Raw genomic sequence first — 25,269 nt, 5'->3', positions numbered from 1 at the left:
GGGCAGGGCCCCCGGCGCGCCCTCCGGCATTTCCAAGGCTCGAAGAAACACGGGGGAGAGGCTCACATGAGCAAGACGATCATCATCACCGGCGGCGCGCGCGGCATCGGCAAGGCCTGCGCACAGGTCTTCCTGGATGCAGGCTGGCGCGTGGGCATCGTGGGCCGCACGCCCGAAACGGTGGCCGAGATGGCCGACAGCCACGAGAACGCGCTGGCCTTGCCCTGCGACGTGGTGGACGAGGCGCAGGTGGATACCGCTTTCGACAAGGCGATGGCCGAATGGGGCCGCATCGACGCGCTGTTCAACAACGCGGGCGTGTCCGTCATGGGCGGCCCGGTGGACGAGATCAGCGTCGATGACTGGCGCAAGTGCATCGACATCAACGTGACCGGCTCTTTCATCTGCGCGCGCGCGGCGTTTGGCCGGATGCGCAGGCAGGACCCGATGGGCGGGCGGATCATCAACAACGGTTCGGTCTCGGCCTACGTGCCGCGCTGGGGATCGGCGCCCTACACCGCGTCGAAGCATGCGATCACCGGGCTGACGCGGTCGCTCTCGCTGGACGGGCGGCCCTACAACATCGCCTGCGGGCAGATCGACATCGGCAACGCGCTGACCGACATGGCCGAGAAGATGACCAAGGGCGTGCCGCAGGCCGACGGTTCCATCGAGGTCGAGCCGGTGATGGACGTGGCGCATGTGGCGTCGTCGGTGCTGCACATGGCGTCGCTGCCGCTGGAGGCGAACGTCCAGTTCATGACGGTCATGGCCTCCGCGATGCCCTACATCGGGCGCGGCTGAGCTTTTCCGGGCGGGCGGGGCAACCCGGCCGCGTCCGGCATGTCACGTCATGGAAGACAACGGATCACTGGGCCGTTCGGGTGTACGCCCGGGCGGCCCTGCCGTTTCAGGGTCCTGCAACTCGTCCGTATCCGGCACTGACGGGCGTGACAGGCTGAACCAGGAGCGGGCGCGCCTACCGCTGCGCCGGGACAGGCCTGCGGACACGGCCGCGCACCACCCGCTCCCGCTGCCAGATATAGAGCCCCGAGGCGATGATGATCGCCCCGCCGCCCAGCGTCCATACGGTCGGGAGGGTGTCGAACAGCGCCCAGCCCGCGAAGGCGGCCATGAAGATCTGCACGTAGACCACCGGCGCAAGGATCGAGGCATCTGCCAGCCGATGGCCCGCCGTCGCCGCGATGTGTCCCGTGGCCCCGAAACACCCGATCAGCACGAAGGGCACCCACGCCCAGCCCGAGGGCCAGGTCCAGTCCTGCAGCACGAAGGGCAACAGACACAGAGCGGCGACCCCCGAGGACCAGAGCTGCTGCGTCGCGTTGGCCTCCACGTCCGACAGCATCCGCGTCAGGATGAAGTAGAAGGCGGCACAGACCAGCGCGCCGAGCGACAGGAACATGGCGGGGTGGAAATCCGCGCCCCAGGGCTGCATCACCACCAGCACGCCCGCAAAGCCGCAGCAGACCGCCACGATCCGCCTCAGGCCCACCTTCTCGCCCAGCAGCGGGATCGCCAGCAGCGTGATGGCGATGGGTCCCGCGAACATGATCGTCGTGGTGACGGTGATCGGCAGGAACTGCAGGGCCGAGAAGTTCAGCACCGTCGATCCCAGCAGGAAGAGCGAGCGCAGCAACTGCTTGAACGGCGCATGGCTCCGGAAGGCGGACGGATCGCGCAGGCCGAACAGCAGGACCGCGACAAGGAAATGCCCGGTGTAGCGGGCAAAGACCACCTGCAGCGCAGGCAGCCCCGCGATGATCAGGAGCTTCGCGGAACTGTCGATGCAGGTGAAGAAGGCCACCGCCAGCACCATCAGCAGCACACCCGTTCGGGTGCGGTCCTCGCGCGGTTTCACCTCCGACATCCTCGGTCCTCTCGCTTCAGGGGGCGGGTTCAGCGCGCCGGTGTCAGGCCGCCGCCCAGCCGCCGTCGATCACATGCGCCTGGCCGGTGGTGAAGGCGCTCTCGTCCGAGCCCAGGTAGATCGCCAGGTGCGCGATCTCCTCCGCGGTGCCGATCCGGCCCATGGGCTGGCGCGCCTCGAAGGCCTTGCGTGCCTCCTCGTAATCGCCCATCGCCCGCAGCCGGTCGTGCAGGGAGGGGCTGTCGACCGTGCCCGGGCAGATGCAGTTCACCCGGATGCCCTGCTTGACGTAATCGACCGCGACGGATTTGGTCAGCCCGATCACCGCCGCCTTCGACATGCCGTAGATGCAGCGGTTGGGCGCCGCCACGATGGAGGACGCCACGGAGGCGATGTTGACGATGGACCCGCCGCCGCGCGAGATCATCCCCGGCAGCGCCGCCTGCATCGCATGGAACTGGCTGCGGACATTGAGCGCGATGGCGAAGTCGAACTCGTCGTCGGTGGCGTCGAGCAGCGGGCCCGCGTGCACGAAGCCCGCGCAGTTCACCAGCACGTCCGGTGCTGCCGCCTCGATCGCCGCGCGCACCGCCGCCTTGTCGGTCACGTCCAGCGCCGCCGTCTCGCAGCCGAGGCCCTCCATCAGCCCGGCCTTCAGGTCCGTGGCCACGACGGTGGCGCCCTCGCGCAGGTAGCCCTCGGCGATGGCGCGGCCGATGCCCTGTCCGGCGGCGGTGATGAAGGCGCGTTTGCCCTGCAGTCTCATGGTTGTCCTCCCGTATGGTCGCCGGGGCTCATACCCCGGTGTAATGTCCCGGTACATCGCGTGGCGTCAGGGGCCGTCCCTCGCGGGCCGACAGCGCGCAGGCCAGCGTCATCTCCATCGCCGCGATCCCGTCCGCGGCAGTGCAAAGCACGTCATCCTCGCCGCCCGCGACGACGGCCGCGAAGCGCTCGATCTGCGCCAGCAGCGGGTCGATCCGGTCAAAGCGCGCGCCGTCGGTCCGCGCCAGCGGTTTCGACCACTCGATCTCCCCCGGCCCGGAGCGCCCCCAGCGGGTCAGCGACGGGAAGGCCAGCGCCCCCTCGGTGCCCGTCACGCGCAGGTAATCCTCGCCCGATCCGGCAATCGCCGGGTTCTCGGACGATGCGCTCTCGAACGACCAGGGCGAGGCGCCCGCGTCCGAGATCAGGAAGGACCCCAGCGCGCCGTTGCCGAACCGGAAGGCCAGCGCGGCGGTGTCCTCGATTTCGAATCCCCGCCGGGCAGAGGAGAGCAGGGCCGTCACCTCCGTCATCTCGCCGATCAGGAACCGAAGGAGGTCGATCTCGTGCGTCATGTTGGTCAGCAGCGGCCCGGCCCCGGGCTTCCGCCGCCAGTCGGCCTCGTAATAGCTGTCGTGCTTGCGCAGGGACCAGAAACCCTGCACGCCCACCAGCGGGCCGATGGCGGACAGCGCCTCTCGTCCCGCGATGGAGAACGGATGGCAGCGACGATGATGCCCGGTGAAGAGCGGCAGGTCCGCCGCCTGCGCCGCGTCCCGCAAGGCGCGTGCGTCGTCGAGTGTGCCGGCCAGCGGCTTCTCCGCAATCACCGCCCAGCCCCGCGACAGGCAGGCGAGGGTGGAGGCATGGTGATCCTGCGTCGGCGTCGCCACGACGGCGGCGCGCACCCGCTCCGGCACATCGTCCAGCGCGGCCACCATGGGCAGCCCTTTTGCCGCCAGCACCTCGCGCAGCGGGGCATGCGGCTCCACCACGGCCACCAGGTCGATCATCTCCGACAGGCCCGCCACCTCGATATGGCGCTGCCCGATGGAGCCGGCGCCCACCACGCACAACGGCAAACGTGTCATGAAGTCGTCCTCTCGTTCCGTCTTCCGGGCAACGGCAACCAATGCGCCCCTGCCTTCATCTTGGTGAAAATACCTCGGGGGTGCGGGGGCAGCGCCCCCGCGGGTCGTCCCGGCGCAGCCGGGGCGAAACCCCTCACATCACCGCGCCGATCTGCCATGGCACGAACTCGAAATCGCCCAGCCCCTGCAACTCGGACTTCGTCTTCTCGCCCGAAGCCATGCGCAGCCACATCTCGTAGATCTCCCGGCCGACCTCCTCCACCGACTTGCCCTCGGTCAGGATCGAGCCCGCGTTGATGTCCATGTCCTCGGTCAGGCGGTTGAACATCTCGGTGTTGGTCGCGACCTTCATCGAGGGCGAGGGCTTCGCGCCGAAGGCAGACCCGCGCCCGGTGGTGAAGCACACGAGGTTGCACCCCGAGGCGATCTGGCCGGTGACCGAGGCCGGGTCGTAACCGGGGCTGTCCATGAAGGTGAAGCCCTTCGCCGTCACGGGCTCCGCGTACTTGTAGACGCCGGTCAGGGGCGTGGTGCCGCCTTTGGCCGCCGCGCCCAGCGACTTCTCGAGGATCGTGGTCAGGCCGCCCTTCTTGTTGCCGGGCGAGGGGTTGTTGTCCATCGAGCCCTTGTTGCGCGCGGTGTAATCCTCCCACCAGCGGATCAGCCCGACCAGCTTCTCGCCCACCTCGCGGTCGACCGCGCGGGCGGTCAGCAGGTGCTCGGCGCCGTAGATCTCCGGCGTTTCGGCCAGCACGCCGGTGCCGCCCTGCGCGACCAGCAGGTCGCAGGCGTGGCCCACGGCGGGGTTCGCCGTGATGCCCGACCACGCGTCCGAGCCGCCGCACTGGAGCGCGACCATCAGTTCCGAGGCCGGGCATTCCTCGCGCTGCGCGTCGTTCACCACCGGAAGCATCGCCTCGATCTTGCGGATGCCCAGCTCGACCGTCTTGCGCAGGCCGCCCACGTCCTGGATGTTCATCGACTGGAACAGCGGGCCGGGCGTCAGGCCATAGGCCTCCACCAGCCAGTCGATCTGGTTCATCTCGCAGCCCAGTCCCGCCATCAGCACGCCGCCGACGTTGGGGTTCTTGGCATAGCCCCACATCACGCGCTGCAGCGCCTCGAAGCCTTCCGATCCCTGTCCGGCCATGCCGCAGCCCGTGCCATGCACGAAGGCCGCGACGCCGTCGACATTCGGATAGTCGGCCAGTCGTTCCGGGGTGAAATGCGCCGCGATCTGCCGGGCCGCGGTGGCGGAGCAGTTGACCGAGGTCAGCACGGCGATGAAGTTCCGCGTCCCGACCCGGCCCGACGCCCGCCGGTACCCCATGAAGGTATCCTGCGTCTTGGCCGGCGCGGCAGGGCGGATGTTCGTCGCATACTCGTATTCGGTGTCGACGTTGCGGAAATCGAGGTTGTGGGTGTGCACATGCGCGCCCTCGGCGATGTCCTCGGCGGCAAAGCCGATCACCTGCGCGTACTTGATGACCGGCTCGCCCCTGGCGATGGCGCGGGTGGCGAGCTTGTGGCCGCGCGGGATCAGTTGCGTGGCGCCGTGGCTGCCCGCCTCGAGGGCGGTCACGGCGGTGACGACATTGTCGGCCTCGGACAAACGAACGGTGGTCATTGCGATCTCTCTTGCTTCATGCAGACACCGGGCAGGAGCCCGGCGGTGATCTTCTAATATTCCAGTTTCGGGTGCTGGGTTGGCTTGTGCGCCTTTCGGGCGGGGGATTCAAGTCATGCGCAAACCGGGCTGTCGGATTTCCGGCGGTGGATCGGGATGTGCGCCGTGCCTGACAGCCGCGCCCGCGTGTCGTGCCACGGGGTGCGCCGGGCCTGCCGGTCGCGCAACTCCGTCTGCGGCGCGCGGCGGGACCGGGCCGCGAACCCGGCCTTCAAGCGGCCGGGCGTCAGCGGGTCGAGCACGTTGGCGACCACGAGGCAGCCTTCGGTTTCGAAGCGGGAGACCTGTTCGGGGGGTGCCATCAACGGCATCGGCGGGGCCCTTTCGGCGGGGCGGCGCCACGACCGGCGCCCGTCCTTGCTGAGGATGTGGGACTGGGGGCCTTGCCCCGGACACCGGGATATGTCGCGCCCCGCCGGTGATGCGGGGCGAAAGCGGCGCCCGGGCGGTACGTCCCGCCCGGGCGCGCAGGGCCTTACAGGAAGACCGTCACGATGGGCGGCCAGGCCAGCAGCACCGCCAGCGCCAGAAGCTGGAGCGCGATGAACGGCAGGAAGCCCTTGAAGATGTCGGTCAGCGAGATGTGCGGCGGCGCCACCGACTTCAGGTAGAACGCGGCCGGGCCGAAGGGGGGCGACAGGAAACTGACCTGCATGTTCATGCAGAACACCACGCCGAACCAGATCGGGATCATCCGTGCGTCGACGTGAGCGAACCAGCCGATCTCTTCGGCGGGCAGGCGGACGACGATCGGCAGGAAGACCGGCATGATGAGCAGCACGATGCCGACCCAGTCCATGAACATCCCCATGATCAGGAAGATGAACATCATGATCAGGATCACGCCCATAGTCGGCATGTCGGCACCCACGATCATGTTCGCCACGTAGGTCGGCCCGCCTGCAAGGGTATAGGCGGCGGCCAGCGCGGCGGCGCCGATGGTCACCCAGATGATCGTGCCGGTGGACTTCACCGTGCGCAGGAGCGCGTCCCACACGATCTCGATGGTCATCTCGCGCCGGATCAGGCCGATCACGAAGACGGCGACGACGCCCATGCCGGCGGCCTCGGTGATGCCGGTGATGCCGCCGTAGATCGACCCCAGGACCACGCCGATCACCACCGTGGGCGCGATCAGGCCGCGGCCCATCTCCCAGCCCGCGGCGGTGCGCTCGCGTCCGACCAGCGCGAAGGCGATCACCCCGAAGAGGACGAAGGCCCCGGCAAGCCACGGAAGGTCCGACACCATGCCCAGAAGGATCGGCTCGACGCCCTCGGTGGGGACGTTCATGCCGAAGATGGTGAAGAACAGCGCGCGGACCAGCAGCGCGGCGGTGATGTACATGCCGAGCTTCGAGATGAAGCCGAGGAACATCATCCGTTTCTCGTTGCCCTTGGGCGCATCCGGGTCCTCGGGCGGCAGGGGCGCCATCTCGGGACTCATCCGTGTCCGCACCACGATGTAGATGATGAAGAAGGACGCCAGCATGAAGCCCGGCAGGAAGGACGCGGTGAACAGCGCCTTGATCGAGGTTTCCGTCACGAGGCCGTAGAAGATCAGCACGATGGACGGCGGGATCATGGTGCCCAGAGAGCCGGAGGCGCAGATCGTGCCGATGGCGAGGTTCTGGTTGTAGCCCAGCCGCAGCATCTGGGGCAGGGCGATCAGGCCCAGAAGCACGACCTCGCCGCCGATGATGCCCGACATGGCGGCCATGATGACGGCCATGACCGAGGTCACGATGGCGATGCCGCCCCGGGTCCGGCTGAGCCAGACGTTGAGCGACGAGTACATGTCCCGTGCGATGCCGGATCGTTCCAGCAGCGCGGCCATGAATATGAACAGCGGCACCGAGATCAGGACGTAGTTGACCATCTGCCGGTAGATCGCCTGGCCCAGCACCGAGAACGGTCCCATGCCGAAGTTGCGGAACAGGATGTCGGTGTCGAACTTCAGAAGCAGCGTGACCACGGCAAGGAAGGCCGAGGCGAAGCCCAGCGGCATCCCGATGGCCAGGAGGGCGAACATCCCGAACAGCAGGACCAGGGAGAGTGTGCCGATATCGACCATTTACTTGTCCCCTTCGAGCGTTTTGCGGATGTTCTCGATTTCGTGTTCGTCGATGTCGTCGGCGGAGTGGTGTTCCGGCGCCTTGTTCCAGTCGGCGATCAGGTTCGACAGCGCCTGCAGCGCCACCGCCAGGCCGACGACCAGGACGGCGGTCTTGACCGTGCCGGGGATCGGCGGATCCCATGCGGAGCCATAGCCCTCAAGGTTCATCAGACGCCGGATCGCGTCGTTGTACCCGCCCCAGATCAGGCAGCCCACGAAGACCCAGATCAGGAAGACCGACGTGCAGTCGGACGCCTTCTGCATCCAGCGCGGCATCATGTCGTAGATCACGTAGATGCGGATATGGCAGCGCTGCTGCATGGCGTAGAGGCCGGAGAACAGGAACACGAAGGCCGCGATCCAGAGCGACAACTCGTTCGCCCAGAGCGTGCCGCCGTTGAAGATGTAGCGCGCCACGACCTCGAAACCCATGGTGACGACGATGAAGGCCGTGGCGATCATCGACAGCCGCCCGAGGACGAGGCTGAAGATGTCGAACGGGCCGGTGCGCTCCACCTCGATCACGCCCTTGAAGTCCGACAGGTAAAGCGAACTGAACAGCAGCGCGAGCAAGATGCTGATCAGGAGCGCCTGCACCAGCGGCCGGCCCCCGGGGCGGATCATCTCGTGCATGCCGATCGGCTCGGCCGTGGTGTATTGCGCGATAAGGAACCAGGCGTAAATCGCCAGCGACAGAATGATGAAGATGAACATGGCCAAGCGGATCGGTCCCCGCATCGACCCGAGCCAGACGCTCTCGCCGTTCATGATATGCCTCCCCGCGACCCCGTTATCGGGGCCCTTGGTGTCAAAAACGGCGGGCCCCGGGAAAGAGCCCGCCGTTGCTGTCCATCGGTCGGATGCGGATGTTATTCCGCGATCAGGCCGAGATCCTTGAGGTAGCTGCGGTGGCTTTCGACCAGTGCAGCGGCCTCGGGCGAACGGCCGGCCCAGTCATCCCACGCGACCTGTGCGGCCTTGCGGAAGTCGGCCCGGTCCTCTGCCGACCAGTTGTGCAGGGTCACGCCCTTCTCGGTCAGCATGGCCGCCGCTTCGGCGTTCTTCTTCTCGTTCGACAGCGCGGTGTGCAGCGTCAGTTTCTGCATCGCGGTGTCGATGATCCGGCGCTGTGCCTCGGTCAGGCCGTCCCACACGCCCTTGTTGCAGGCGAGGTGGTCGGACGGCATGGAGTGGAAGCCCGGGTAGGTCGCGTGGTTCACGAGGTCATAGAGACCGAGGCCCACGTTGTTTGCCAGGCCGGATGCGTCCGCACCGTCGATGATGCCGGTTTCCAGCGCCGTGAAGACCTCGGTGAAATCCATCACGATGGGCTGCGCGCCCAACTGCTCGAAGATCTCGGTTTCGAGGCCCGGGGGCGAACGGAACTTCCAGCCCTTCAGGTCGTCGGGGCCTGCCAGCGGCTGGGACGAAGAGAGCGATTCCTGTCCGTAAAGCCACCAGCCGACCAGCTGCATGCCCTGCGAGTTGTACAGCTCCTGCGCGGCATCGTAGCCGCCACCGTAGTACAGCCACGAGATCTGCTGCCACGGCGTGTCGTAGCCGCCCATGATGTCGCCGACGAACTGGAAGGCCGGGTTCTTGCCGGTCTGGTATGCGCCGCCGGTCATGTCGCAGTCGAGAATGCCGTTGATCGCGGCATCGAAAGTTTCCGTCGTGGCCACGACGGACGAGCTGTAGAACATCTCGATGTCGATGGAGCCTTCGGACATGGTTTCCACGTCGTCGGCGAACTGGGCAGCCAGGATGCCCGAGGGATGCTCGGTCGCGTAGTGCGTCTGGATGCGCAGGGTCACGTCCTGCGCCGACGCGCCGGTCGCAACAATGGCAACGGCCGCAGCCGTCGTCAGCAATTTCTTCATTGTCTCCTCCCATGACGACCGTCTTAGCGGGCCGCCCTATTTGTATGCGGGGTACCTCCACCCCGGTGTCGAAAAGGGGCGCCTCGACCCCGATGCGCAACCGGGATTCTCGTCCCCGGTCCAGGATGGTATACCACCCGTGGAGGTACGCTAACCAAACCCATGTCGACAGGCAAGGATTTTTGGTATACCAAATTTCGCCAGTGGGAGGCGTTGGCTGCATGTTTGCGCGGGCAACAAAAAATATAACGGAAAGAAAAGGCTAGGGCGCAGCATGGCCGAGGAGACCTTGCCGGAGCAGATCGCGAATCGTCTGCGGAGGGACATCCTGCGGGGCGTCCTGCCGCCCGGGACGGCGGTCAAGGAACGCGATCACGCGGGAGAACTCGGTGTGAGCCGCACGCCGATGCGCGAAGCGATTCGAATCCTCGCCAAGGAGGGCCTCGTGATCCTGCGCCCGGCGCGGTCGCCCATCGTTGCGCAGCCCTCCTTCGAGGACGTGGCGCACAACATCGAAGTGATGACCGCGCTGGAGCTCCTGTCTGCCCGGCTCGCCTGCGAACGCGCCTCGGACGCGGAGATCGACCACATCAGCGACGTCGCGGCCCGGATGGCACGGGAATACGACAAACTCGACAAGCTGGAGGTCTTCGAGATCGACATGAGCTTTCACCGCGCCATCGCGGAGGCGGCGGGCAATCCGGTTCTGGCCGAGATGCACCGCGCCCTGCTGGCACGGCTGTGGCGGGCGCGCTACCTCTCGGCCAGCCGCAAGCACGCAAGGGACCGGGTGCTGGACCAGCACGCGGCCATCGTGCAGGGCCTCAGGGCCCGCGACGTGGCAGAAGTGGAAAAGAGCCTCAGGGCGCACCTCGACCACCTGCTGATCAACGTGGCGGATTTCTTCGATTCCGAGCAGACCGGGACCACGGACCCTGCCTCTGCCGCGACCTCCGGCTGAACGGCTGCCGAGCGGCCGGAACGACATCTTCAGACAAGACACCCCAGGAAAGGACAGAAATGAAACTCTTGCGCTACGGCCCGGCGGGCCAGGAAAAGCCCGGTATGCTGGACGATGAAGGCCGCGTGCGCGACCTCTCGGCCCATGTCAGCGACTTCGCGGGCGAAAGCGTCTCCATCGAGGCGCTCGACAAGCTGCGGTCGGTGGACGTGTCGAGCCTGCCGGTGGTCGAGAACCCGGGCCGCATCGGCGCCTGCCTCGCCACCGTGCCGAACTTCTTCTGCATCGGCCTGAACTACGCCAAGCACGCCGCCGAAACCGGTGCGGAGCCGCCGAAAGAGCCGATCATCTTCAACAAGGCGACCTCGTCGCTGTCCGGTCCCTTCGACCCGGTGGTGATCCCGCGCGGCTCGGTGAAGTCGGACTGGGAGGTCGAGCTGGGCGTGGTGATCGGCAAGACCGCCTCCTACATCACGGAAGCCGAGGCGCTGTCCCACGTGGCGGGCTACTGCGTCATCAACGACATGTCCGAGCGCGAGTACCAGATCGAGCGCGGCGGCACGTGGATGAAGGGCAAGTCTGCCCCGACCTTCGGCCCGACCGGCCCGTGGCTGGTGACTGCCGACGAGATCCCGGACCCGCAGAAGCTGGCGCTGTCGCTGAAGCTGAACGGCGAGACGGTGCAGGATTCGAACACCGACGACATGATCTTCGGCGTGGCCGAGATCGTGGCGTACATGTCGAACTTCATGCTGCTGCAACCGGGCGACATCATCGCCACCGGCACGCCCTCGGGTGTGGGCATGGGCATGAAACCCCAGCGCTTCCTGAAGCCGGGCGACGTGATGGAGGTCTATGTCGAGGGCCTCGGCACGCAGAAGCAGGAAACCGTCGCGGCGCAGTGACGGGCCTCGGATCGCTGGCGCGATCCGATCCGCGCGGGCCTTGCCCGCGCCACGCGGGAGAGGCGCTGCCTCCCCCGTACCCCCTCCGGGACAGCGCCCGACGAGATACCGAGCGCGATGGCCGGAGGGAGCGTTAACCTATGGTTAACCGGCCGGCGCTCAATGGATGAGCGACCCGCCGTTCACGTCGACCTCCGACCCGGTGACATAGGCCGAGAGGTCGGAGGCGAGGAACAGGCAGCAGCCCGCCACGTCCGAAGCCTCGCCCGCGCGGCCCATGGGAATGCCCGCCAGGATCTGTTCCATCATCTCGGGCGTCAGCTTTCCGGCGGTGATGTCGGTCGCGATGAAGCCGGGGCAGACCGCGTTGGCGCGGATGCCGTCAGGCGCCAGTTCGCGGGCCATGGCCTTGGTCAGCCCGAGGATGCCGGCCTTGGCTGCGGAGTAATGCGGACCGCCGAAGATGCCGCCACCACGCTGCGCCGAGACCGAGGATATGTTGACGATGGCGCCGGTCCTGCGGTCGCGCATGTGCGGGATCAGCGCCTGGCTCATGTAGAGCGTGCCGCGCAGGTTCACGTCGGTCACGGCGTCGTAGTTGGCAGGTTCGATCTGCATCAGCTTCAGCGGCTGGGTGATGCCCGCGTTGTTCACCAGCACGTCGATCTGGCCGAAGGCGGCGATGGCCGCCCCGGCGGCGGCATCGCAGGCGGCCTTGTCGGTGACGTTGCAGGCGAGGCCGATGTGGCCGTCACCGGGCAGATCGGCGGCGGCGGCCTCGGCGGCGCTGGCGTCGAGGTCGAGGATGGCCACCCGCGCGCCATGTTCGGCGAAGAGTTTCGCGGTAGCCTTGCCCAGCCCGCGCGGGCTGGCGGCGCCGGTGATGAGGGCGGTCTTGTCCTTCAGGAGCATGATGGGTTTCCCGTGGCTGGCGGGGAGGGGGCGGGGCCTGTCCTCCCGGAAAGGGTTGCGAGAGAGGCGGGGATCAGAGGCGCGCCCTGACCCGTTCGGTGATGGCCCGGACGGACAGACCGTACTGGTCGTGCAGGGTCGGCAGGGCGCCCGCGTCGAGGAATTCGTCCGGCAGGGCGATGCTGTCGAAGGCCGGATGGATGCCCGCGCGCATCAGCGCCGCGGCCACGGCCTCCCCCAATCCGCCGACGATGGTGTGGTTCTCGAGCGTGACCACAAGCCGCCCGGTCTTCGCCGCCTCCGCCTTGATCGTCTCCACGTCGAGGGGCTTGATCGTCGGCACATGCAGGACCGCGCAGTCGGTGCCGTCCTGTTTCAGCGCCTTGGCGGCATCGAGCGCGCGCATGGTCATGAAGCCGGTGGAGATGAACAGCACGTCGCGCCCGTCGTGGATCAGCTTGGCCTTGCCCAGTTCGAACCGGTAGCCGTATTCGCCCAGCACGTCCGGGACCTTGCCGCGCAGGAGGCGCATGTAGACCGGGCCGGGATGGTCGGCGATGGCGTGGGTGGCCTGCGTGATCTCCGTCGCGTCGCAGGGATCGACGATGGTGAGGTTGGGCATGCCGCGGAAGATCGCGAGGTCCTCGGTCGCCTGGTGGCTGGGGCCATAGCCGGTCGTCAGGCCGGGCAGGGCGCAGACGATCTTCACCGGCAGGTTCTCCTCCGCGATGGCCATGACGATGAAGTCGTAGGCGCGACGGGAGGCGAAGACGGCATAGGTGGTGGCGAAGGGGGTGAACCCCTCGCGCGCCAGCCCGGCGGCGGCAGAGATCATCACCTGCTCGGCCATGCCCATCTGGTAGAACCGGTCGGGGTAGGCTTTGGCAAAGACATGCAGGTCGGTGTATTTCGACAGGTCGGCGGTGAGGCCGACGATGTCGTCGCGGGTCTTCGCCAGTTCGCAGAGCGCCTCGCCGAAGGGGGCGGTGACGGTTTCGCGGCCCTCGGCGTCGAGGGAAGCGATCATCGCGGAGGTGGTCAGCCGTTCTCCGGTCTCCGAGACGGGGAGGGTGCGGGGCTGGTGCTTGGACTTGCGGCGGCTCAGCGCGCCGGTCGGGGCTTCGGTCATGGGGTGTCTCCGGGGCAGGGGTTTCGTAGCGAAACCGGCCCGTGATCGGGGGTCAGGCAGGCATCTGCCCGTCGAGATGGGCGATGGCGCGGGACCATTCGGAGGGCTCCACGCGGACGAAATGGGTGATCTCCCGCTCTTCTAGGAAGGGCACGCCCTTGCACATCTGGGTCTTGCAGATGATGACGCGGGGCCGGGCATCGGTCAGGTTGCGGGCGGCGTCGAAGGCGTCCACCAGCGCGTCCAGATCGTTGCCGTCCACCTCCTGCGCGTGCCAGCCGAAAGCCGCCCACTTCGGGGCCTCGTCGCCCTTGGCGAGCGCCGCCGTGGTCGGCCCGTCGGCCTGCTGGTCGTTGAAGTCGACGATGCAGATCAGGTTGTCGAGCCGGTGGCTGCTGGCGGCCATGACTGCCTCCCAGGTCGAGCCTTCGCCCAGCTCTCCGTCCGACATCATGTTGTAAACGAAGGATTTGCTGTTCTTGCGCTTCAGCCCCAGCGCGGCGCCCACCGCGATGCCAAGGCCGTGGCCGAGGCTGCCGCCGGTGATCTCCATGCCCGGCGTGTAGGCGGCCATGCCCGACATAGGCATCCGCGAATCGTCCATGCCGTAGGTGCCGATCTCGTCCTCGGGCAGGATGCCGGCTTCGATCAGGGCGGCGTAGAGGGCGATGGCATAGTGACCGATCGACAGGTAGAAGCGGTCGCGCCCTTCCCAGTCCGGATCCTTCGGGTCGTAGGTCAGGGCGTGGAAATAGCTGGTGGCCAGCACGTCCGCCACGCCGAGCGCCTGCCCGATGTAGCCCTGTCCCTGCACTTCGGCCATGCGCAGCGCATGGCGTCTGATCGCCCATGCGCGGCGCGCGAGACTCACATTGGAGCCCGCGTGGGGGTCTGTGGACATGTCTCCTCCCTTGCCCATCTTTTGGTATACCATTCCACCCCCGGACGGTCCTTTGCGCAAGGGGTCGCGTCACGAATGTCGTATTTGGCAGGAAATCCGGCGTTTTGTGTTTGAGTGCCAAGGGGTTCACGTCTTTCATGGGCAGGAAAGGGGACCTCATGGATTTCGGACTGAGCGACGAGCAGGAGATGATCGTCTCCACGGTGAGGAGTTTCGTGGAGAAGGAGATCTATCCCCACGAGGCAGAGGTCGAGCGCACCGGGGAAGTGCCGCCGGGCCTTGGCGAGGAACTGAAGCGCAAGGTGATCGAACTGGGCTTCTACGCCTGCAATTTCCCGGAGGAGGTGGGCGGCGCAGGTCTGTCGCACCTCGACTTCACGCTGGTGGAGCGGGAACTGGGGCGGGGCTCCATGGCGCTCACGCATTTCTTCGGGCGGCCGCAGAACATCCTCATGGCCTGCGAGGGCGAGCAGAAGGAGCGTTACCTTCTGCCCGCCGTGAGAGGCGAGCGGATGGATGCGCTGGCGATGACCGAGCCGGAGGCGGGATCCGACGTCCGTGGGATGCGCTGCACCGCCGTGCGCGACGGCACGGACTGGATCGTCAACGGCACGAAACACTTCATCTCCGGCGCGGATCACGCTGATTTCTTTATCGTTTTCGTGGCGACGGGCGTAGACGAGACGCCGAAGGGGCCGAAGAAGCGGATCACCTGTTTCCTTGTCGACCGGGGGCATCCGGGGTTCACGGTGCGTGACGGATACCGGTCGGTGTCGCACCGCGGATACAAGAACTGCGTGCTGGAATTCTCTGACTGCCGCCTGCCGGAGGGGCAGGTGCTGGGCGAGGTCGACGGCGGTTTCGCGGTGATGAACGAATGGCTTTACGCCACGCGGCTGACGGTGGCGGCCTTTTGCGTCGGCCGGGCGCGACGGTGTTTCGACATGGCGGTGGAGTACGCCGCGCAGCGCAAGCAGTTCGGCCAGCCCATCGCCGGGTTCCAGGGTGTGTCCTTCCAGGTGGCGGACATGGTGACGGAGATCGACGCCTCGGACCTGCTGACGCTGATGGGGGCATGGCGACTGGACAAGGGACTGCCCGCCAATCGCGAGATCGCGTCGGCCAAGGTGCACGCGTCGGAGATGCTGGCGAAGGTCACCGACACGACGCTGCAGATCTTCGGAGGCATGGGACTGATGGACGATTTCCCGATCGAGCGGTTCTGGCGCGATGCGCGGGTGGAGCGGATTTGGGACGGCACGTCGGAGATCCAGAGGCATATCATCAGCCGGGAAATCTTCCGGCCGCTGGGGGCGTGATGAGGCGCGTGATGACTGGGCGCAAGGCGGCGCAAAGCCCCGCCCTACGAACCGTTGCGCAGGTGGGCAAGGCATGAGCGGACTGGACCGTTTGCTCAGGCCCCGCAGCATCGCGGTGATCGGCGGCGGCGCTTGGTGCACGAATGTGGTCCGCGAGTGCACGAAGATCGGGTTCGAGGGGCCGGTCTGGCCGGTCCATCCGACACGGAAGGAAATCGGCGGCGTACCAGCTTATCCCACGGTCGAGTCCCTGCCGGAGCCGCCCGACGCCTGCTTTGTCGGGATTAACCGGACGGCGACGGTTGAGGCGTTGCGCGTCCTTCGGGACGCCGGGGCGGGCGGTGCGGTGTGCTTTGCCGCCGGGTTCAGCGAGGCGCGGGCGGAGCTGGTCGATGGCGGCGACCTGCAGGAGGCGCTGCGCACAGCGGCGGACGGGATGCCGTTCCTCGGGCCGAACTGCTACGGCTTCGTGAACGCGCTGGACGGCGCCGCGCTCTGGCCCGACCAGCACGGGCTGATCCGGCGCGAGGCGGGCGTGGCGATCCTGACGCAGAGCTCCAACGTCGCGCTGAACCTGTCGATGCAGGCGCGCGGCCTGCCCATCGCCTATATCGGCACGGTCGGGAACGAGGCCTGCGTAGACCTCGCACGGTTCGGCGAGGCGCTGGTGGAGGACCCGCGCGTGTCGGCGCTGGGGCTGTATATCGAGGGAATCCGCGACGTGCGGGGGATGGAGCGGCTGGCGGCCCGCGCCCGGGCGCTTGGCAAGCGGATCGTGGCGATGAAGCTTGGCGCGTCGGAACAGTCGGCGCGGGCGGCGGTGTCGCACACCGCGTCGCTGACCGGATCGGACGTGGGCGCGCGGGCGCTGTTGCGGCGGCTGGGGATCGCGCAGGTCGGGTCCTTGAGCGCCTTCCTCGAGACGCTGAAGATCCTCGATGGCGTGGGGCCGCTGGACTCCGACCGGGTCGTGTCGATGTCCTGTTCGGGCGGCGAGGCGAGCCTGATGGCTGACAGCGCGCTCGGACGGGGCGTGTCGTTCCCGCCGCTCGGCAAGGCGCAGGCGGAGGCGTTGCGCGCGGCCTTGGGGCCGAAGGTCGCCTTGGCCAACCCGTTGGATTACAACACCTATATCTGGGGCGACGTGCCCGCCATGGCCGCGACCTTCGCGGCGATGATGGCGGGTGAGGCGGCGCTGGGGCTGGTGGTGCTGGACTTCCCCCGCGCGGACCGCTGTTCGATGGACGACTGGATGCCGGTGCTCGACGCCGTGGCGGGGGCCATGGAGCGGTCGGGCAAGCCGGTGGCGGTGCTGTCCACGCTGGTGGAAACCCTGCCGGAGACTGTCGCCGAAGCCTGCCATGCGCGCGGGATCCTGATGCTGTGCGACCTTCCCGCCGCGCTCGACGCCGTGTCGGCGGCAGCCTTCCTGGGGCAGGAGGCGCAGGCCGCGCCGGTCCTGTTGCCAGGGGACGCGGGCATCCAAGGCGAGCGGGGCTTTTTCGTGGGGGCGGAGGGCGCGCTGTTGAACGAGGACACCGCCAAGGGCGCGCTGGCGCGTGCCGGGATGCGGGTGCCGGGCCGGCGGCAGGTCCGGGTGGCCGGAGCCGCGGAGGCCGCGGCGGAGATCGGCCTGCCGGTGGCGGTCAAGGCCGTCGGAGTGGCGCACAAGACTGAGGCCGGCGGCGTTGCCCTGAACCTCCGCACAGCGGAGGCCGTGGCCGCGGCGGCGGCTGCCATGGGCACGCCCGAGGTGCTGGTCGAGGAGATGATCGGTGGCACGGTGGCGGAGCTTTTGCTGGGCGTGGTGCACGATCCGGCGCATGGCTTCGTGTTGACGCTGGGGGCCGGGGGCGTGCTGACGGAGGTCTGGCAGGACACCGTGTCGATGCTGCTGCCGGTGATCGAGGCCGAGGTGCGCGGCGCGCTGAACCGCTTGCGTCTGGCGCCGGTGCTGGCAGGGTGGCGCGGCGCGCCGGGGGCGGACCTGGGCGCGGTCTGGCGGGCGGTCGAGGCGGTGCAGACCCTCGTTACAGCACATGCCGGAGAGATCGCCGAGGTGGAGATCAACCCGCTGATCTGCAGGGAAAAAGACGCCGTGGCGGTGGATGCGCTGATCCGGCTGAACGACAGGGAAGGACTTTGACGATGCCATTGGAGATGAACAAGGAGGTCTTCGTGACCTGCGCGGTGACCGGGTCGGGGGGCACGCAGGATCGCAGCCCGCATGTGCCGCGCTCTCCGAAGGACATCGCCGAAAGTGCCATCGCTGCGGCAAAGGCGGGGGCCGCGGTGGTGCATTGCCACGTCCGCGACCCGGACAGCGGCGCACCGTCGCGCAGGCTCGACCTCTACCGAGAGGTCACCGACCGGATCCGCGATGCGGAGGTCGACGTGGTGCTGAACCTGACGGCGGGCATGGGCGGCGACATGGTGTTCGGCCCCACGTCTTCACCCCTGCCGCTGCGGGAGACGGGCACCGACATGGTCGGCGCGGAAGAGCGTGTCGCCCATGTGGCGGAGTGCCTGCCGGAGATCTGCACGCTGGATTGCGGCACGATGAACTTCGCCGAAGCCGATTACGTCATGACCAACACGCCGGGGATGCTGCGCGCGATGGGCGGCATGATGACCGAACTGGGCGTGAAGCCGGAGATCGAGGCCTTCGACACCGGGCACCTGTGGTTTGCGAAGCAACTGGTGCAGGAGGGCGTGCTGGACGGCCCGGCACTGGTGCAACTGTGCATGGGCGTGCCCTGGGGCGCGCCGGACGACCTCAACACCTTCATGGCGATGGTCAACAACGTGCCGGACGACTGGACCTTCAGCGCCTTCGCGCTGGGGCGGAACCAGATGGCCTATGTGGCGGCCTCCGTCCTGGCGGGGGGCAACGTGCGGGTCGGGCTGGAGGACAACCTCTGGCTGGAAAAGGGTGTCCTGGCCACCAACGCGCAACTTGTGGAAAAGGCCGTCGGCATCATCGAAGGCATGGGCGCGCGGGTGATCGGCCCGGCGGAGGTGCGCGAGAAGCTGGGCCTTGTGAAGCGCGCGCCGCGCTGAGGGCGGCAGCCGAACCGCGTGACACAGGGCCGCATTGGCGGCCCTGTTGGTCTATCTGTACGGCGGCATCGCCCAGGGATGTCCCGAACGCACCCTTGGTGTTCGGTTTTTCCGAGGCGACTTTTCCGGCGTTGACGTTAGGTCTGTCACTGAACCGCCCGACCGGGGCGGCACATAATGGAGACAGATATGTCAAGGACTTACCAGATCGCGATCATCGTCGGCAGCCTGCGCAAGGAGTCGTGGAACCGCAAGCTGATCGAAGCGATGACGGCGCTTGCGCCCGACACCCTCGCGTTCCGGTTCATCGAGATCGGCGACCTGCCGTTCTACAACCAGGATCTCGAAACCGACACGCCTCCGGCGGAGTGGACGCGCTTCCGCGAAGAGATGACCGATATCGACGGCGTGCTCTTTGCGACGCCGGAGTACAACCGCACCGTTCCCGCCGTGCTGAAGAATGCGCTGGACGTGGGGTCGCGACCCTACGGGCAAAGCGTCTGGGGCGGGAAACCGGCGGGGATCGTGACCGCTTCCATGGGGGCGACCGGCGGCTTCGGGGCGAACCACCACCTGCGCCAGAGCCTCGTGTTTCTCGACATGCCGACGCTGCAGCAGCCCGAGGCCTACATCGGCAAGGTGCAGGACATCGTGACCGACGACGGCGTGGTCGAGAGCAGCCGCGACTTCCTTGCGGGTTTCATGTCGGCCTTTACCAAGTGGGTCGATACCCACAAGGGCTGACCCATCAGGCATGAAAAAGCCCGGTTGGCACCTGGCCGACCGGGCTTTTTTGTCTTTCCGGCAAAGCGCCTTGGATCAGGCGACTTCTTCCAGCTTGATATCCGGGGTCACGCCGAGGGCAAAGCACACGTCGCGCGTCAGTTCCGGGCGGTTCAGCGTGTAGAAGTGCAGCTTGTCCACGCCGCCACGGATGAGGTCGTCGCACAGTTCGGTGCAGATCGCGGTGGCCAGAAGGTCGGTGCGGTTGTCGCGCTCTGCCTTCTCGAAGGCGTCGATCACCCATTCGGGGATCTTCGTGCCGCAGGATTCGGCAAAGCGTCGCGCGCCTTTCCAGTTCTCGATCGGCAGGATGCCGGGTGTGACATACTTGTCGATGCCCGCCTTGGCACAGGCGTCGCGGAAGCGGAAGAAGGTGTCCGCCTCGAAGAAGAACTGGGTCAGCGCCTCGGATGCACCGGCGTCCAGCTTGCGCTTGAGCCAGTCGATGTCGGCCTGCCCGCTTGCGGCTTCGGGGTGGATGTCGGGGTAGGCGCCGACGCGGATGGTGAAGTCGCCCTCGGCGGCCAGCGCCTCGATCAGCTCGACGGAGTTGGCAAAACCCTCGGGGTGCGGTTCGAACCCGGCGGAGCCCTTCGGCGGATCGCCCCGCAGCGCCACGATGTCGTTGACGCCGACCTTGGCGAAGTCGCGGGCGACCTGCAGGGTCTCTTCCTTCGTGGCGTTCACGCAGGTCAGATGCGCCGCGGTGCGCAGGCCGGAATGCTTGTGAATGGTCGCCACAACGTCGCGGGTCAGGTCGCGGGTGGTGCCGCCGGCGCCGTAGGTCACCGACACGAAGCGCGGCTTCAGCGGGGCAAGCACCTGAACGGAGTCCCAAAGGCGGAACGTGCCCTCGATGTTCTTGGGCGGGAAGAATTCGAGGCTGATTTCGGGGCGGGTCATGATGTCTGTCTCTCTCGGTCTCGGGCGCGGGTCGTTTGCGACGCATCGCGTTGTGTTTCCGTCTTGCCCTTTACATGGCACGCGAAGCATGGTGAGGCAAACTCATAAATCTCATCTCCAACATGAGGCGCACATGCATATCGAGTTTCGCCACCTCCGGACGATCCGGGCCATTCACGAGGCTGGCGGCGTCGCGAAGGCGGCCGATCAGCTCAACATCACCCAGTCGGCGCTGAGCCATCAGATCAAGGGTCTGGAGGATCAGGCCGGGGTCGAACTGTTTGTCCGACGGTCGAAACCCATGCGCCTGTCGGCGGCGGGCTTGCGGCTGCTGCGGCTTGCCGAACAGGTTCTGCCGCAGGTCGAGGCGCTTCAGGAAGAGTTCGCGGGCCTGCGCGCGGGCAAGACGGGCCGGATGCACATCGCCATCGAATGCCACGCCTGTTTCGAATGGCTGTTCCCGGTGCTCGAAGGGTTCCGCAAGAAGTTCGGCGACGTGGACGTGGACATCCGCCCGGGGCTGGCCTTCGATGCCTTGCCCGCGCTGATGAAGCAGGACGTGGACGTTGTGATCTCTTCCGATCCGGAGGACCTCGCCGGAGTCGAATTCGTGCCGCTTTTCGACTACGCGCCGGTCTTTGTGGCGTCGTCCGCCCATCCTCTGGCGGCGAAACCCTATGTGGAGGCAGAGGATTTCCGCGGCCAGACGCTGATCACCTACCCGGTCGACCGGGCGCGGCTGGACATCTTCAGCCAGCTCCTGACCCCGGCAAAGGTCGAACCGGCGGCGATCCGGCAGGTGGAACTGACGGCGGTGATCCTGTTGCTGGTCGCCTCCAACCGCGGGGTGTCGGTGCTGCCGGACTGGGTGGTGCGCGAGGTGAAGTATTCCTCCGACTACGTGACGCGGCCGCTGACCAAGAAGGGGCTGACGCGCAGGCTTTATGCCGCGGTGCGCAGCGAGGATCTGGAGAAGCCCTTCATGAAGGAGCTGATCTCGCTTGCCGGGCGGGAGGCGCGGCGCCTGCAGAACGCATGATGTGCCCTTGGTGCAGGATGGGTCAGGTGCAGGCGTCCCGTGCCTGGCCGACGGCGAGCTCCCAGTCGTTGGCATAGCGCCAGCCGGAGACGCGCGGGTTGCGGTTGGCCAGCACCTGATGCGCCTTGCCCGCGAAGCAGGCGCAGTCCACGCCGCTTAGCGTTTCTCGGCAGTAGGCGCCGGGATCGACGAGCTTCCTGTTGCCCTTCGCATCCTTCGCCTCGATCAGGAGAGAGTCGTGGCCAAGGGGCCTGTAGTGCTGGAATTCGGGGAAGGCGGCCGGGTCCGGCTGGGTCAGGGGCGGCATGAACTGGATGCCCACGACAAGGGCGCCGGTTGCAAGGACCGTGACAGCGATGGCGATGGCGTTGGTTCCAATGACGGACATGGCGTACGCTCCTCAACCGGGACAGCGTAACTCTCATGCCCGGACAGGACAAAACCTATCGGTCATCGTGGTTTGCGTAATGTTAAGGCCCGTCAGGCCGGCTGGCCCGAAAGCGGATGCGTTTCGTTCAGAGAACCTTGAGATCGGACGCCATGGTGCGTCCGTCACGGCCTTCCCGCAGCTCGTAGCTGACCTTCTGATTGTCGGCGAGGCCGGTCAGGCCGGAACGTTCGACGGCGGAAATATGTACGAAAACGTCCTTGCCGCCTTCTTCGGGTGCAATAAACCCGTAGCCTTTGGTCGTATTGAACCATTTCACGGTGCCATTCGGCATAGTTCCCGTGCTCCTTATCATCGTCCATAGTATGGCCCCGCGCACCGGCGAAGCCGCCCCTTGCGCAGCTGCGGCCTTGGTCCGTTTCAGGGCACGAACGGTGAACTGTCCCGGCAAAGGTGGATACTGCGACACCATTTTAGGATAGGGCCGTTTGTTCAAATGCAAGGGAAACAGGCTCGTGTTTCATGGGTGCGGCGGTTATGTGAACTTTGCTAATGAAATATGAGCATCTGCGGCAGAAGGAGGCGGCATGCGCATCTACGGTCTGAAGAACTGCGACACGTGCCGGGCGGCGCGGAAGGCGCTTCCCGAGGCGGAACTCGTCGATGTCCGCGAGAGCGGCGTGCCCGCCCACGTGATGGAGTCGGCACTGGCGCGGTTCGGGGACAAGCTGGTGAACACCCGCTCGACCACCTGGCGCGGCCTGTCGGAGGAGGAGCGCGCGGGCGCGCCGCTGGACCTTCTGGCTGCTCATCCGGCGTTGATGAAACGTCCGCTGATCGTCGGCGATGACGAGATGCATCTGGGCTGGGATGCGGCGACGCGGGGTGCGCTCGGGCTTTGACCGGGCTCAGGCGGGGTGCGCAACGGGGGCGGTCGCGAGTGGTGTCTCCAGACCGGCGAGCCGGTCCAGAGACAGGGCGCCCGCACCGCGCAGTACCAGCAGCACGAACAGCACGACCCACAGGGTGCGTTCGTCGATCAGGTCATAGCGGGTGTCGAACAGGCGCCCCGGATCGGCGCCGTGGCCTAGTACGTCGGTGGCGGTCTGGACGATCACGAAGCCGATCATGCCAAGGGCCGCAAGCCGGGTCAGCAGCCCCACGACGATCAGCAGGGGCAGGACGAACTCGGCCAGCGTGCCCGCATAGGCGATGAGGTCGTGCAGCGCCGAGAGCTTCGAGGGATCGTAACCCGCCGCCTCGAACTGGCGCGGGAACATCTGGGCATAGACACCCGATTCCAGCGTCAGGATGTCGAAGATCCCCTCTGTTCCCTGCCGGTCGAACACCTTGGTGCCCGCGGATTTCCAGAAGTAGCCCAGCAGCGTGGCCGCGAAACCCGCGCGCAACAAAAGCGGCGTGAGCGGACCGGACAGCCGGTCGAGCCGGCGGGAGAGATCGGCATGAACGGCGGTCAGTCGGTTGAGACGGGTCATAGGACGGGTTCCTCGCAGCTAAGATCGGTGATCGCGCCTTCGGTCAGAAGCATTGTCAGCGTGGCGGAGAGATCGAACGCATCGCCGGCCGCCGCCATCGCCGCGCCGAAGGGCTGGACTCGCATGAGCGCTTCGACGAAAGCGCCGCCACCGGGGGGAAGGTCGTGGGCGCGGGGCGTGAATCCCGGGCGGGCGATCAGGGCGTTCTGGGCGACGGGCGTGGGTTTCGGCTGCCCGGGCGACATGGTGAAATCGTAGACCTGCACCACCGGCCAGCGGGACCGGATCAGGCGGACGGCGGGGGCAAGCGTCAGACGGGCACCGAAAAGCGTCGTTTCGTGCATGTTCTGCAGGGCGGACGGGTCGATCGGTGCACGATCAGCGGCGTGATAGCTTTGCCGTAACGCCAGCTCCAGCCGCGCCACGTCCGGCAGGTAGCCAATGTGGGCAAGTGGTTCGAACCCCTCGAGGAACTCGGGAAAACCCTGTCCATATGTCATCATAAGCGGCGATGCAGGCGGATGGGCGCGCAGGAACAACCCGGCCACATGGGCGAAGTTCTCCTCCCCGATCAGCCGGGCACAGGCGGGGAAACCCGCGGCCAGGGCTTCGCGCAGGGAGACGGCCACGTTGTTGCGGTAGACGTCGTAGCGCCGGCCTGCCGGGCGGCCAGTGCCGTCGGTCAGCCTCTCCGGAACGGGCCGGGCGGGGTCGAGCAGGGCGGTGTGAAAGGCGGCCTGACTCATGGTGTCACCAGTGCGATGGCCTGTTCCACGCGCGCTGCCTCCGCGGCGAGAACGGGCCAGTCGGGGACATCGGTGTCCCATTCCACCAGCACCGGGCGCGGGCCGGAGCGCTGCAGCGTCAGGTCGAGCAGGGCCCAGACCGGATCGGCAATCGGCGCGCCATGGCTGTCGATCAGCAGGACCGCGCCGCGGTCGTCCGTGTCGGTGTCATGCCCCGCCACATGGATCTCACCCACTGCTTCGAGCGGGAAGCGGTCGATGTAGTCCTGCGGTGCGTAGCCGAGGTTGGTGGCCGAGACGAAGACATTGTTCACGTCCAGCAGCAGCCCGCAGCCGGTGCGGCGGGCGATCTCGCGAAGGAAGGCGGGCTCCTCCCATGTGCTGTCCTCGAAAGCGAGGTATGAGGACGGGTTTTCCAGCAGCATCTGCCTTCCGAGGACCTCCTGCACCTCGTCGATATGGCGGCACACGCGGTTCAGCGTAGCATCGGTGTAGGGCAGGGGCAGCAGGTCGTTGAGGAAGGCGCCGTCGTGGGTCGACCACGCGAGATGTTCGGAGAAGCTGGCTGGGTCGAGCCAGCCCAGCAGGTGTTTCAGCCGGGCAAGGTGGTCGCGGTCCAGCGGGGCCTCGCCGCCGATGGAGAGGCCGACACCGTGCACGGAGATCGGGAACCGTTCTGACAGGACGCGCAGCTGCGCCAGCGGGCGGCCGCCATCGCCCATGTAGTTCTCGGCATGGATTTCGAGCCAGGTGACCGGGGCGGGATCGGACAGCAGGTCGGCGTAGTGCTGCGGCTTGTAGCCGACACCGGGACGGGCAGGGAGGGAGCGGGGCGTATCGAACATGGCGGTTTTCCGGGAACTGGAGGCGGGCCGGGGGGCAAGTCCCGGCCCGCAGGACGGGATCAGGCCTCGGGGATGTCCCGCTCAAGGGGTTCGAGCGAGCCCATGCGCGCCATCCCGTCCATTCCGGCCGGCAGTTCGATGTCCATGCAGGTGCCGGCCTCGACCAGCGTCCATGCGTTGCCCTGGTAGTCGACCTTGGAGGTGCCGGCGCAGGTGGTGCCGGGGCCTGCCGCGCAGTCGTTCTCGCCGGCAAGGGACACGCCGTAGCATTTTTCCTGCTCCTGCGCGGCCACGCCGGTGGCGGCGAACGATGCGGCTATGACGCCTACGAGGGCTGCGGTCTTGAGGGTGGAGGACATGTCTTTTCCTTTCGTCAGACAGTATTCGGTTGTTTGCTTGACCGTGGTCCGGCGGTCCTGCCGGTCGGTGCCCCAAGCCTGACGCGGCGTCCAGCCGCA

General features: G+C 67.0%; 27 protein-coding genes. 9 read left to right on the top strand and 18 right to left on the bottom strand.

Annotated features, from left to right (window positions below; translation table 11 throughout):
- The first annotated feature begins 66 nt into the window (after window positions 1–66).
- A complete protein-coding gene (locus CDO87_RS02230) occupies window positions 67–804 on the top strand; it encodes an SDR family oxidoreductase (protein ID WP_100927246.1) in 738 nt (245 codons plus the stop codon).
- 175 nt (window positions 805–979) lie between these two features.
- Here CDO87_RS02230 and CDO87_RS02225 read toward each other — a convergent pair whose 3' ends face one another.
- The 8 genes from CDO87_RS02225 to CDO87_RS02190 all read right to left on the bottom strand — a co-directional run bounded on the left by CDO87_RS02225 (window position 980) and on the right by CDO87_RS02190 (window position 9,424).
- A complete protein-coding gene (locus CDO87_RS02225; RefSeq protein ID WP_100927245.1) occupies window positions 980–1,888 on the bottom strand; it encodes a DMT family transporter in 909 nt (302 codons plus the stop codon).
- A gap of 43 nt (window positions 1,889–1,931) precedes the next feature.
- Window positions 1,932–2,654, bottom strand: coding sequence for an SDR family oxidoreductase (locus tag CDO87_RS02220; RefSeq protein ID WP_100927244.1), 723 nt, complete (start codon window positions 2,652–2,654; stop codon window positions 1,932–1,934).
- Window positions 2,655–2,682: 28 nt separating this feature from the next.
- Window positions 2,683–3,744, bottom strand: coding sequence for a Gfo/Idh/MocA family protein (locus CDO87_RS02215; protein ID WP_100927243.1), 1,062 nt, complete (start codon window positions 3,742–3,744; stop codon window positions 2,683–2,685).
- 133 nt (window positions 3,745–3,877) lie between these two features.
- Window positions 3,878–5,371: a UxaA family hydrolase gene (locus tag CDO87_RS02210; RefSeq protein WP_100927242.1), complete on the bottom strand. Its 1,494-nt coding sequence runs from the start codon at window positions 5,369–5,371 to the stop codon at window positions 3,878–3,880.
- Between the two features lie 113 nt (window positions 5,372–5,484).
- A complete protein-coding gene (locus CDO87_RS02205; RefSeq protein WP_157814894.1) occupies window positions 5,485–5,733 on the bottom strand; it encodes a hypothetical protein in 249 nt (82 codons plus the stop codon).
- A gap of 173 nt (window positions 5,734–5,906) precedes the next feature.
- Complete coding sequence (locus tag CDO87_RS02200) at window positions 5,907–7,502, bottom strand: TRAP transporter large permease subunit (RefSeq protein ID WP_100927240.1); 1,596 nt, start codon at window positions 7,500–7,502, stop codon at window positions 5,907–5,909.
- The gene (locus tag CDO87_RS02195) at window positions 7,503–8,312 is read right to left on the bottom strand and encodes a TRAP transporter small permease subunit (protein WP_100927239.1); all 810 of its coding nucleotides are present in this window, start codon (window positions 8,310–8,312) and stop codon (window positions 7,503–7,505) included.
- Between the two features lie 101 nt (window positions 8,313–8,413).
- Window positions 8,414–9,424 (bottom strand): TRAP transporter substrate-binding protein, encoded by a 1,011-nt coding sequence (locus CDO87_RS02190; protein WP_100927238.1) that lies wholly within the window; start codon window positions 9,422–9,424, stop codon window positions 8,414–8,416.
- 274 nt (window positions 9,425–9,698) lie between these two features.
- On the opposite strand from CDO87_RS02190, the gene CDO87_RS02185 reads away from it, so the two are divergent.
- On the top strand, window positions 9,699–10,385 hold the full coding sequence (locus CDO87_RS02185) for a GntR family transcriptional regulator (RefSeq protein ID WP_100927237.1): 687 nt from the start codon (window positions 9,699–9,701) through the stop codon (window positions 10,383–10,385).
- 59 nt (window positions 10,386–10,444) lie between these two features.
- The gene (locus CDO87_RS02180; RefSeq protein ID WP_100927236.1) at window positions 10,445–11,290 is read left to right on the top strand and encodes a fumarylacetoacetate hydrolase family protein; all 846 of its coding nucleotides are present in this window, start codon (window positions 10,445–10,447) and stop codon (window positions 11,288–11,290) included.
- Between the two features lie 159 nt (window positions 11,291–11,449).
- On the opposite strand, the gene CDO87_RS02175 is transcribed toward CDO87_RS02180, so the two are convergent.
- The 3 genes from CDO87_RS02175 to CDO87_RS02165 form a co-directional block, all read right to left on the bottom strand.
- Window positions 11,450–12,202 carry an SDR family NAD(P)-dependent oxidoreductase gene (locus CDO87_RS02175; protein ID WP_100927235.1) on the bottom strand — a complete coding sequence of 251 codons (753 nt, stop codon included), beginning with the start codon at window positions 12,200–12,202 and terminating at the stop codon, window positions 11,450–11,452.
- A 73-nt stretch (window positions 12,203–12,275) separates the two neighbouring features.
- A complete protein-coding gene (locus CDO87_RS02170; protein WP_100927234.1) occupies window positions 12,276–13,331 on the bottom strand; it encodes a transketolase family protein in 1,056 nt (351 codons plus the stop codon).
- 52 nt (window positions 13,332–13,383) lie between these two features.
- Window positions 13,384–14,232, bottom strand: a complete 849-nt coding sequence (locus CDO87_RS02165; RefSeq protein WP_100930806.1) for a transketolase — start codon at window positions 14,230–14,232, stop codon at window positions 13,384–13,386.
- A 158-nt stretch (window positions 14,233–14,390) separates the two neighbouring features.
- Between CDO87_RS02165 and CDO87_RS02160 the strand changes: the two genes are divergently transcribed.
- The 4 genes from CDO87_RS02160 (at window position 14,391) to CDO87_RS02145 (ending at window position 19,355) form a co-directional block, all read left to right on the top strand.
- Window positions 14,391–15,551 carry an acyl-CoA dehydrogenase family protein gene (locus tag CDO87_RS02160; RefSeq protein ID WP_100927233.1) on the top strand — a complete coding sequence of 387 codons (1,161 nt, stop codon included), beginning with the start codon at window positions 14,391–14,393 and terminating at the stop codon, window positions 15,549–15,551.
- A 73-nt stretch (window positions 15,552–15,624) separates the two neighbouring features.
- Window positions 15,625–17,697, top strand: a complete 2,073-nt coding sequence (locus CDO87_RS02155; RefSeq protein WP_100927232.1) for an acetate--CoA ligase family protein — start codon at window positions 15,625–15,627, stop codon at window positions 17,695–17,697.
- Between the two features lie 2 nt (window positions 17,698–17,699).
- Window positions 17,700–18,611 (top strand): 3-keto-5-aminohexanoate cleavage protein, encoded by a 912-nt coding sequence (locus tag CDO87_RS02150; RefSeq protein ID WP_100927231.1) that lies wholly within the window; start codon window positions 17,700–17,702, stop codon window positions 18,609–18,611.
- A 189-nt stretch (window positions 18,612–18,800) separates the two neighbouring features.
- Window positions 18,801–19,355 (top strand): NADPH-dependent FMN reductase, encoded by a 555-nt coding sequence (locus CDO87_RS02145; RefSeq protein ID WP_100930805.1) that lies wholly within the window; start codon window positions 18,801–18,803, stop codon window positions 19,353–19,355.
- Between the two features lie 75 nt (window positions 19,356–19,430).
- Here CDO87_RS02145 and metF read toward each other — a convergent pair whose 3' ends face one another.
- Window positions 19,431–20,297 carry a methylenetetrahydrofolate reductase [NAD(P)H] gene (gene metF / locus CDO87_RS02140; RefSeq protein ID WP_100927230.1) on the bottom strand — a complete coding sequence of 289 codons (867 nt, stop codon included), beginning with the start codon at window positions 20,295–20,297 and terminating at the stop codon, window positions 19,431–19,433.
- Window positions 20,298–20,430: 133 nt separating this feature from the next.
- On the opposite strand from metF, the gene CDO87_RS02135 reads away from it, so the two are divergent.
- Window positions 20,431–21,336 carry a LysR family transcriptional regulator gene (locus CDO87_RS02135; protein WP_100927229.1) on the top strand — a complete coding sequence of 302 codons (906 nt, stop codon included), beginning with the start codon at window positions 20,431–20,433 and terminating at the stop codon, window positions 21,334–21,336.
- 22 nt (window positions 21,337–21,358) lie between these two features.
- Here the strand turns inward: CDO87_RS02135 and CDO87_RS02130 are convergent, their stop codons facing one another.
- Together CDO87_RS02130 and CDO87_RS02125 are read right to left on the bottom strand one after the other, a co-directional pair.
- Window positions 21,359–21,724: a hypothetical protein gene (locus tag CDO87_RS02130; protein ID WP_100927228.1), complete on the bottom strand. Its 366-nt coding sequence runs from the start codon at window positions 21,722–21,724 to the stop codon at window positions 21,359–21,361.
- A 127-nt stretch (window positions 21,725–21,851) separates the two neighbouring features.
- Window positions 21,852–22,058 (bottom strand): cold-shock protein, encoded by a 207-nt coding sequence (locus CDO87_RS02125; RefSeq protein WP_100927227.1) that lies wholly within the window; start codon window positions 22,056–22,058, stop codon window positions 21,852–21,854.
- A gap of 253 nt (window positions 22,059–22,311) precedes the next feature.
- Between CDO87_RS02125 and CDO87_RS02120 the strand changes: the two genes are divergently transcribed.
- On the top strand, window positions 22,312–22,626 hold the full coding sequence (locus CDO87_RS02120; protein WP_100927226.1) for an ArsC/Spx/MgsR family protein: 315 nt from the start codon (window positions 22,312–22,314) through the stop codon (window positions 22,624–22,626).
- Window positions 22,627–22,632: 6 nt separating this feature from the next.
- Here CDO87_RS02120 and CDO87_RS02115 read toward each other — a convergent pair whose 3' ends face one another.
- Genes CDO87_RS02115 through CDO87_RS02100 form a run of 4 tightly spaced genes read right to left on the bottom strand, consistent with a single transcriptional unit; the run spans window position 22,633 to window position 25,170 of the window.
- The gene (locus CDO87_RS02115; RefSeq protein ID WP_100927225.1) at window positions 22,633–23,220 is read right to left on the bottom strand and encodes a DoxX family protein; all 588 of its coding nucleotides are present in this window, start codon (window positions 23,218–23,220) and stop codon (window positions 22,633–22,635) included.
- Complete coding sequence (locus CDO87_RS02110) at window positions 23,217–23,966, bottom strand: DNA-binding domain-containing protein (RefSeq protein ID WP_100927224.1); 750 nt, start codon at window positions 23,964–23,966, stop codon at window positions 23,217–23,219. Before CDO87_RS02110 ends, CDO87_RS02115 begins: the two co-directional genes overlap by 4 nt.
- Complete coding sequence (locus tag CDO87_RS02105; protein ID WP_100927223.1) at window positions 23,963–24,811, bottom strand: DUF692 family multinuclear iron-containing protein; 849 nt, start codon at window positions 24,809–24,811, stop codon at window positions 23,963–23,965. Before CDO87_RS02105 ends, CDO87_RS02110 begins: the two co-directional genes overlap by 4 nt.
- Before the next feature lie 59 nt (window positions 24,812–24,870).
- A complete protein-coding gene (locus CDO87_RS02100) occupies window positions 24,871–25,170 on the bottom strand; it encodes a DUF2282 domain-containing protein (protein WP_100927222.1) in 300 nt (99 codons plus the stop codon).
- Between the last annotated feature and the right edge of the window lie 99 nt (window positions 25,171–25,269).

The sequence above is a fragment of the Sagittula sp. P11 genome (assembly GCF_002814095.1).
GTDB lineage: Bacteria > Pseudomonadota > Alphaproteobacteria > Rhodobacterales > Rhodobacteraceae > Sagittula.
Note: the sequence above shows the minus strand (reverse complement) of the source record. Positions and strands in the feature narration are given on the sequence as shown.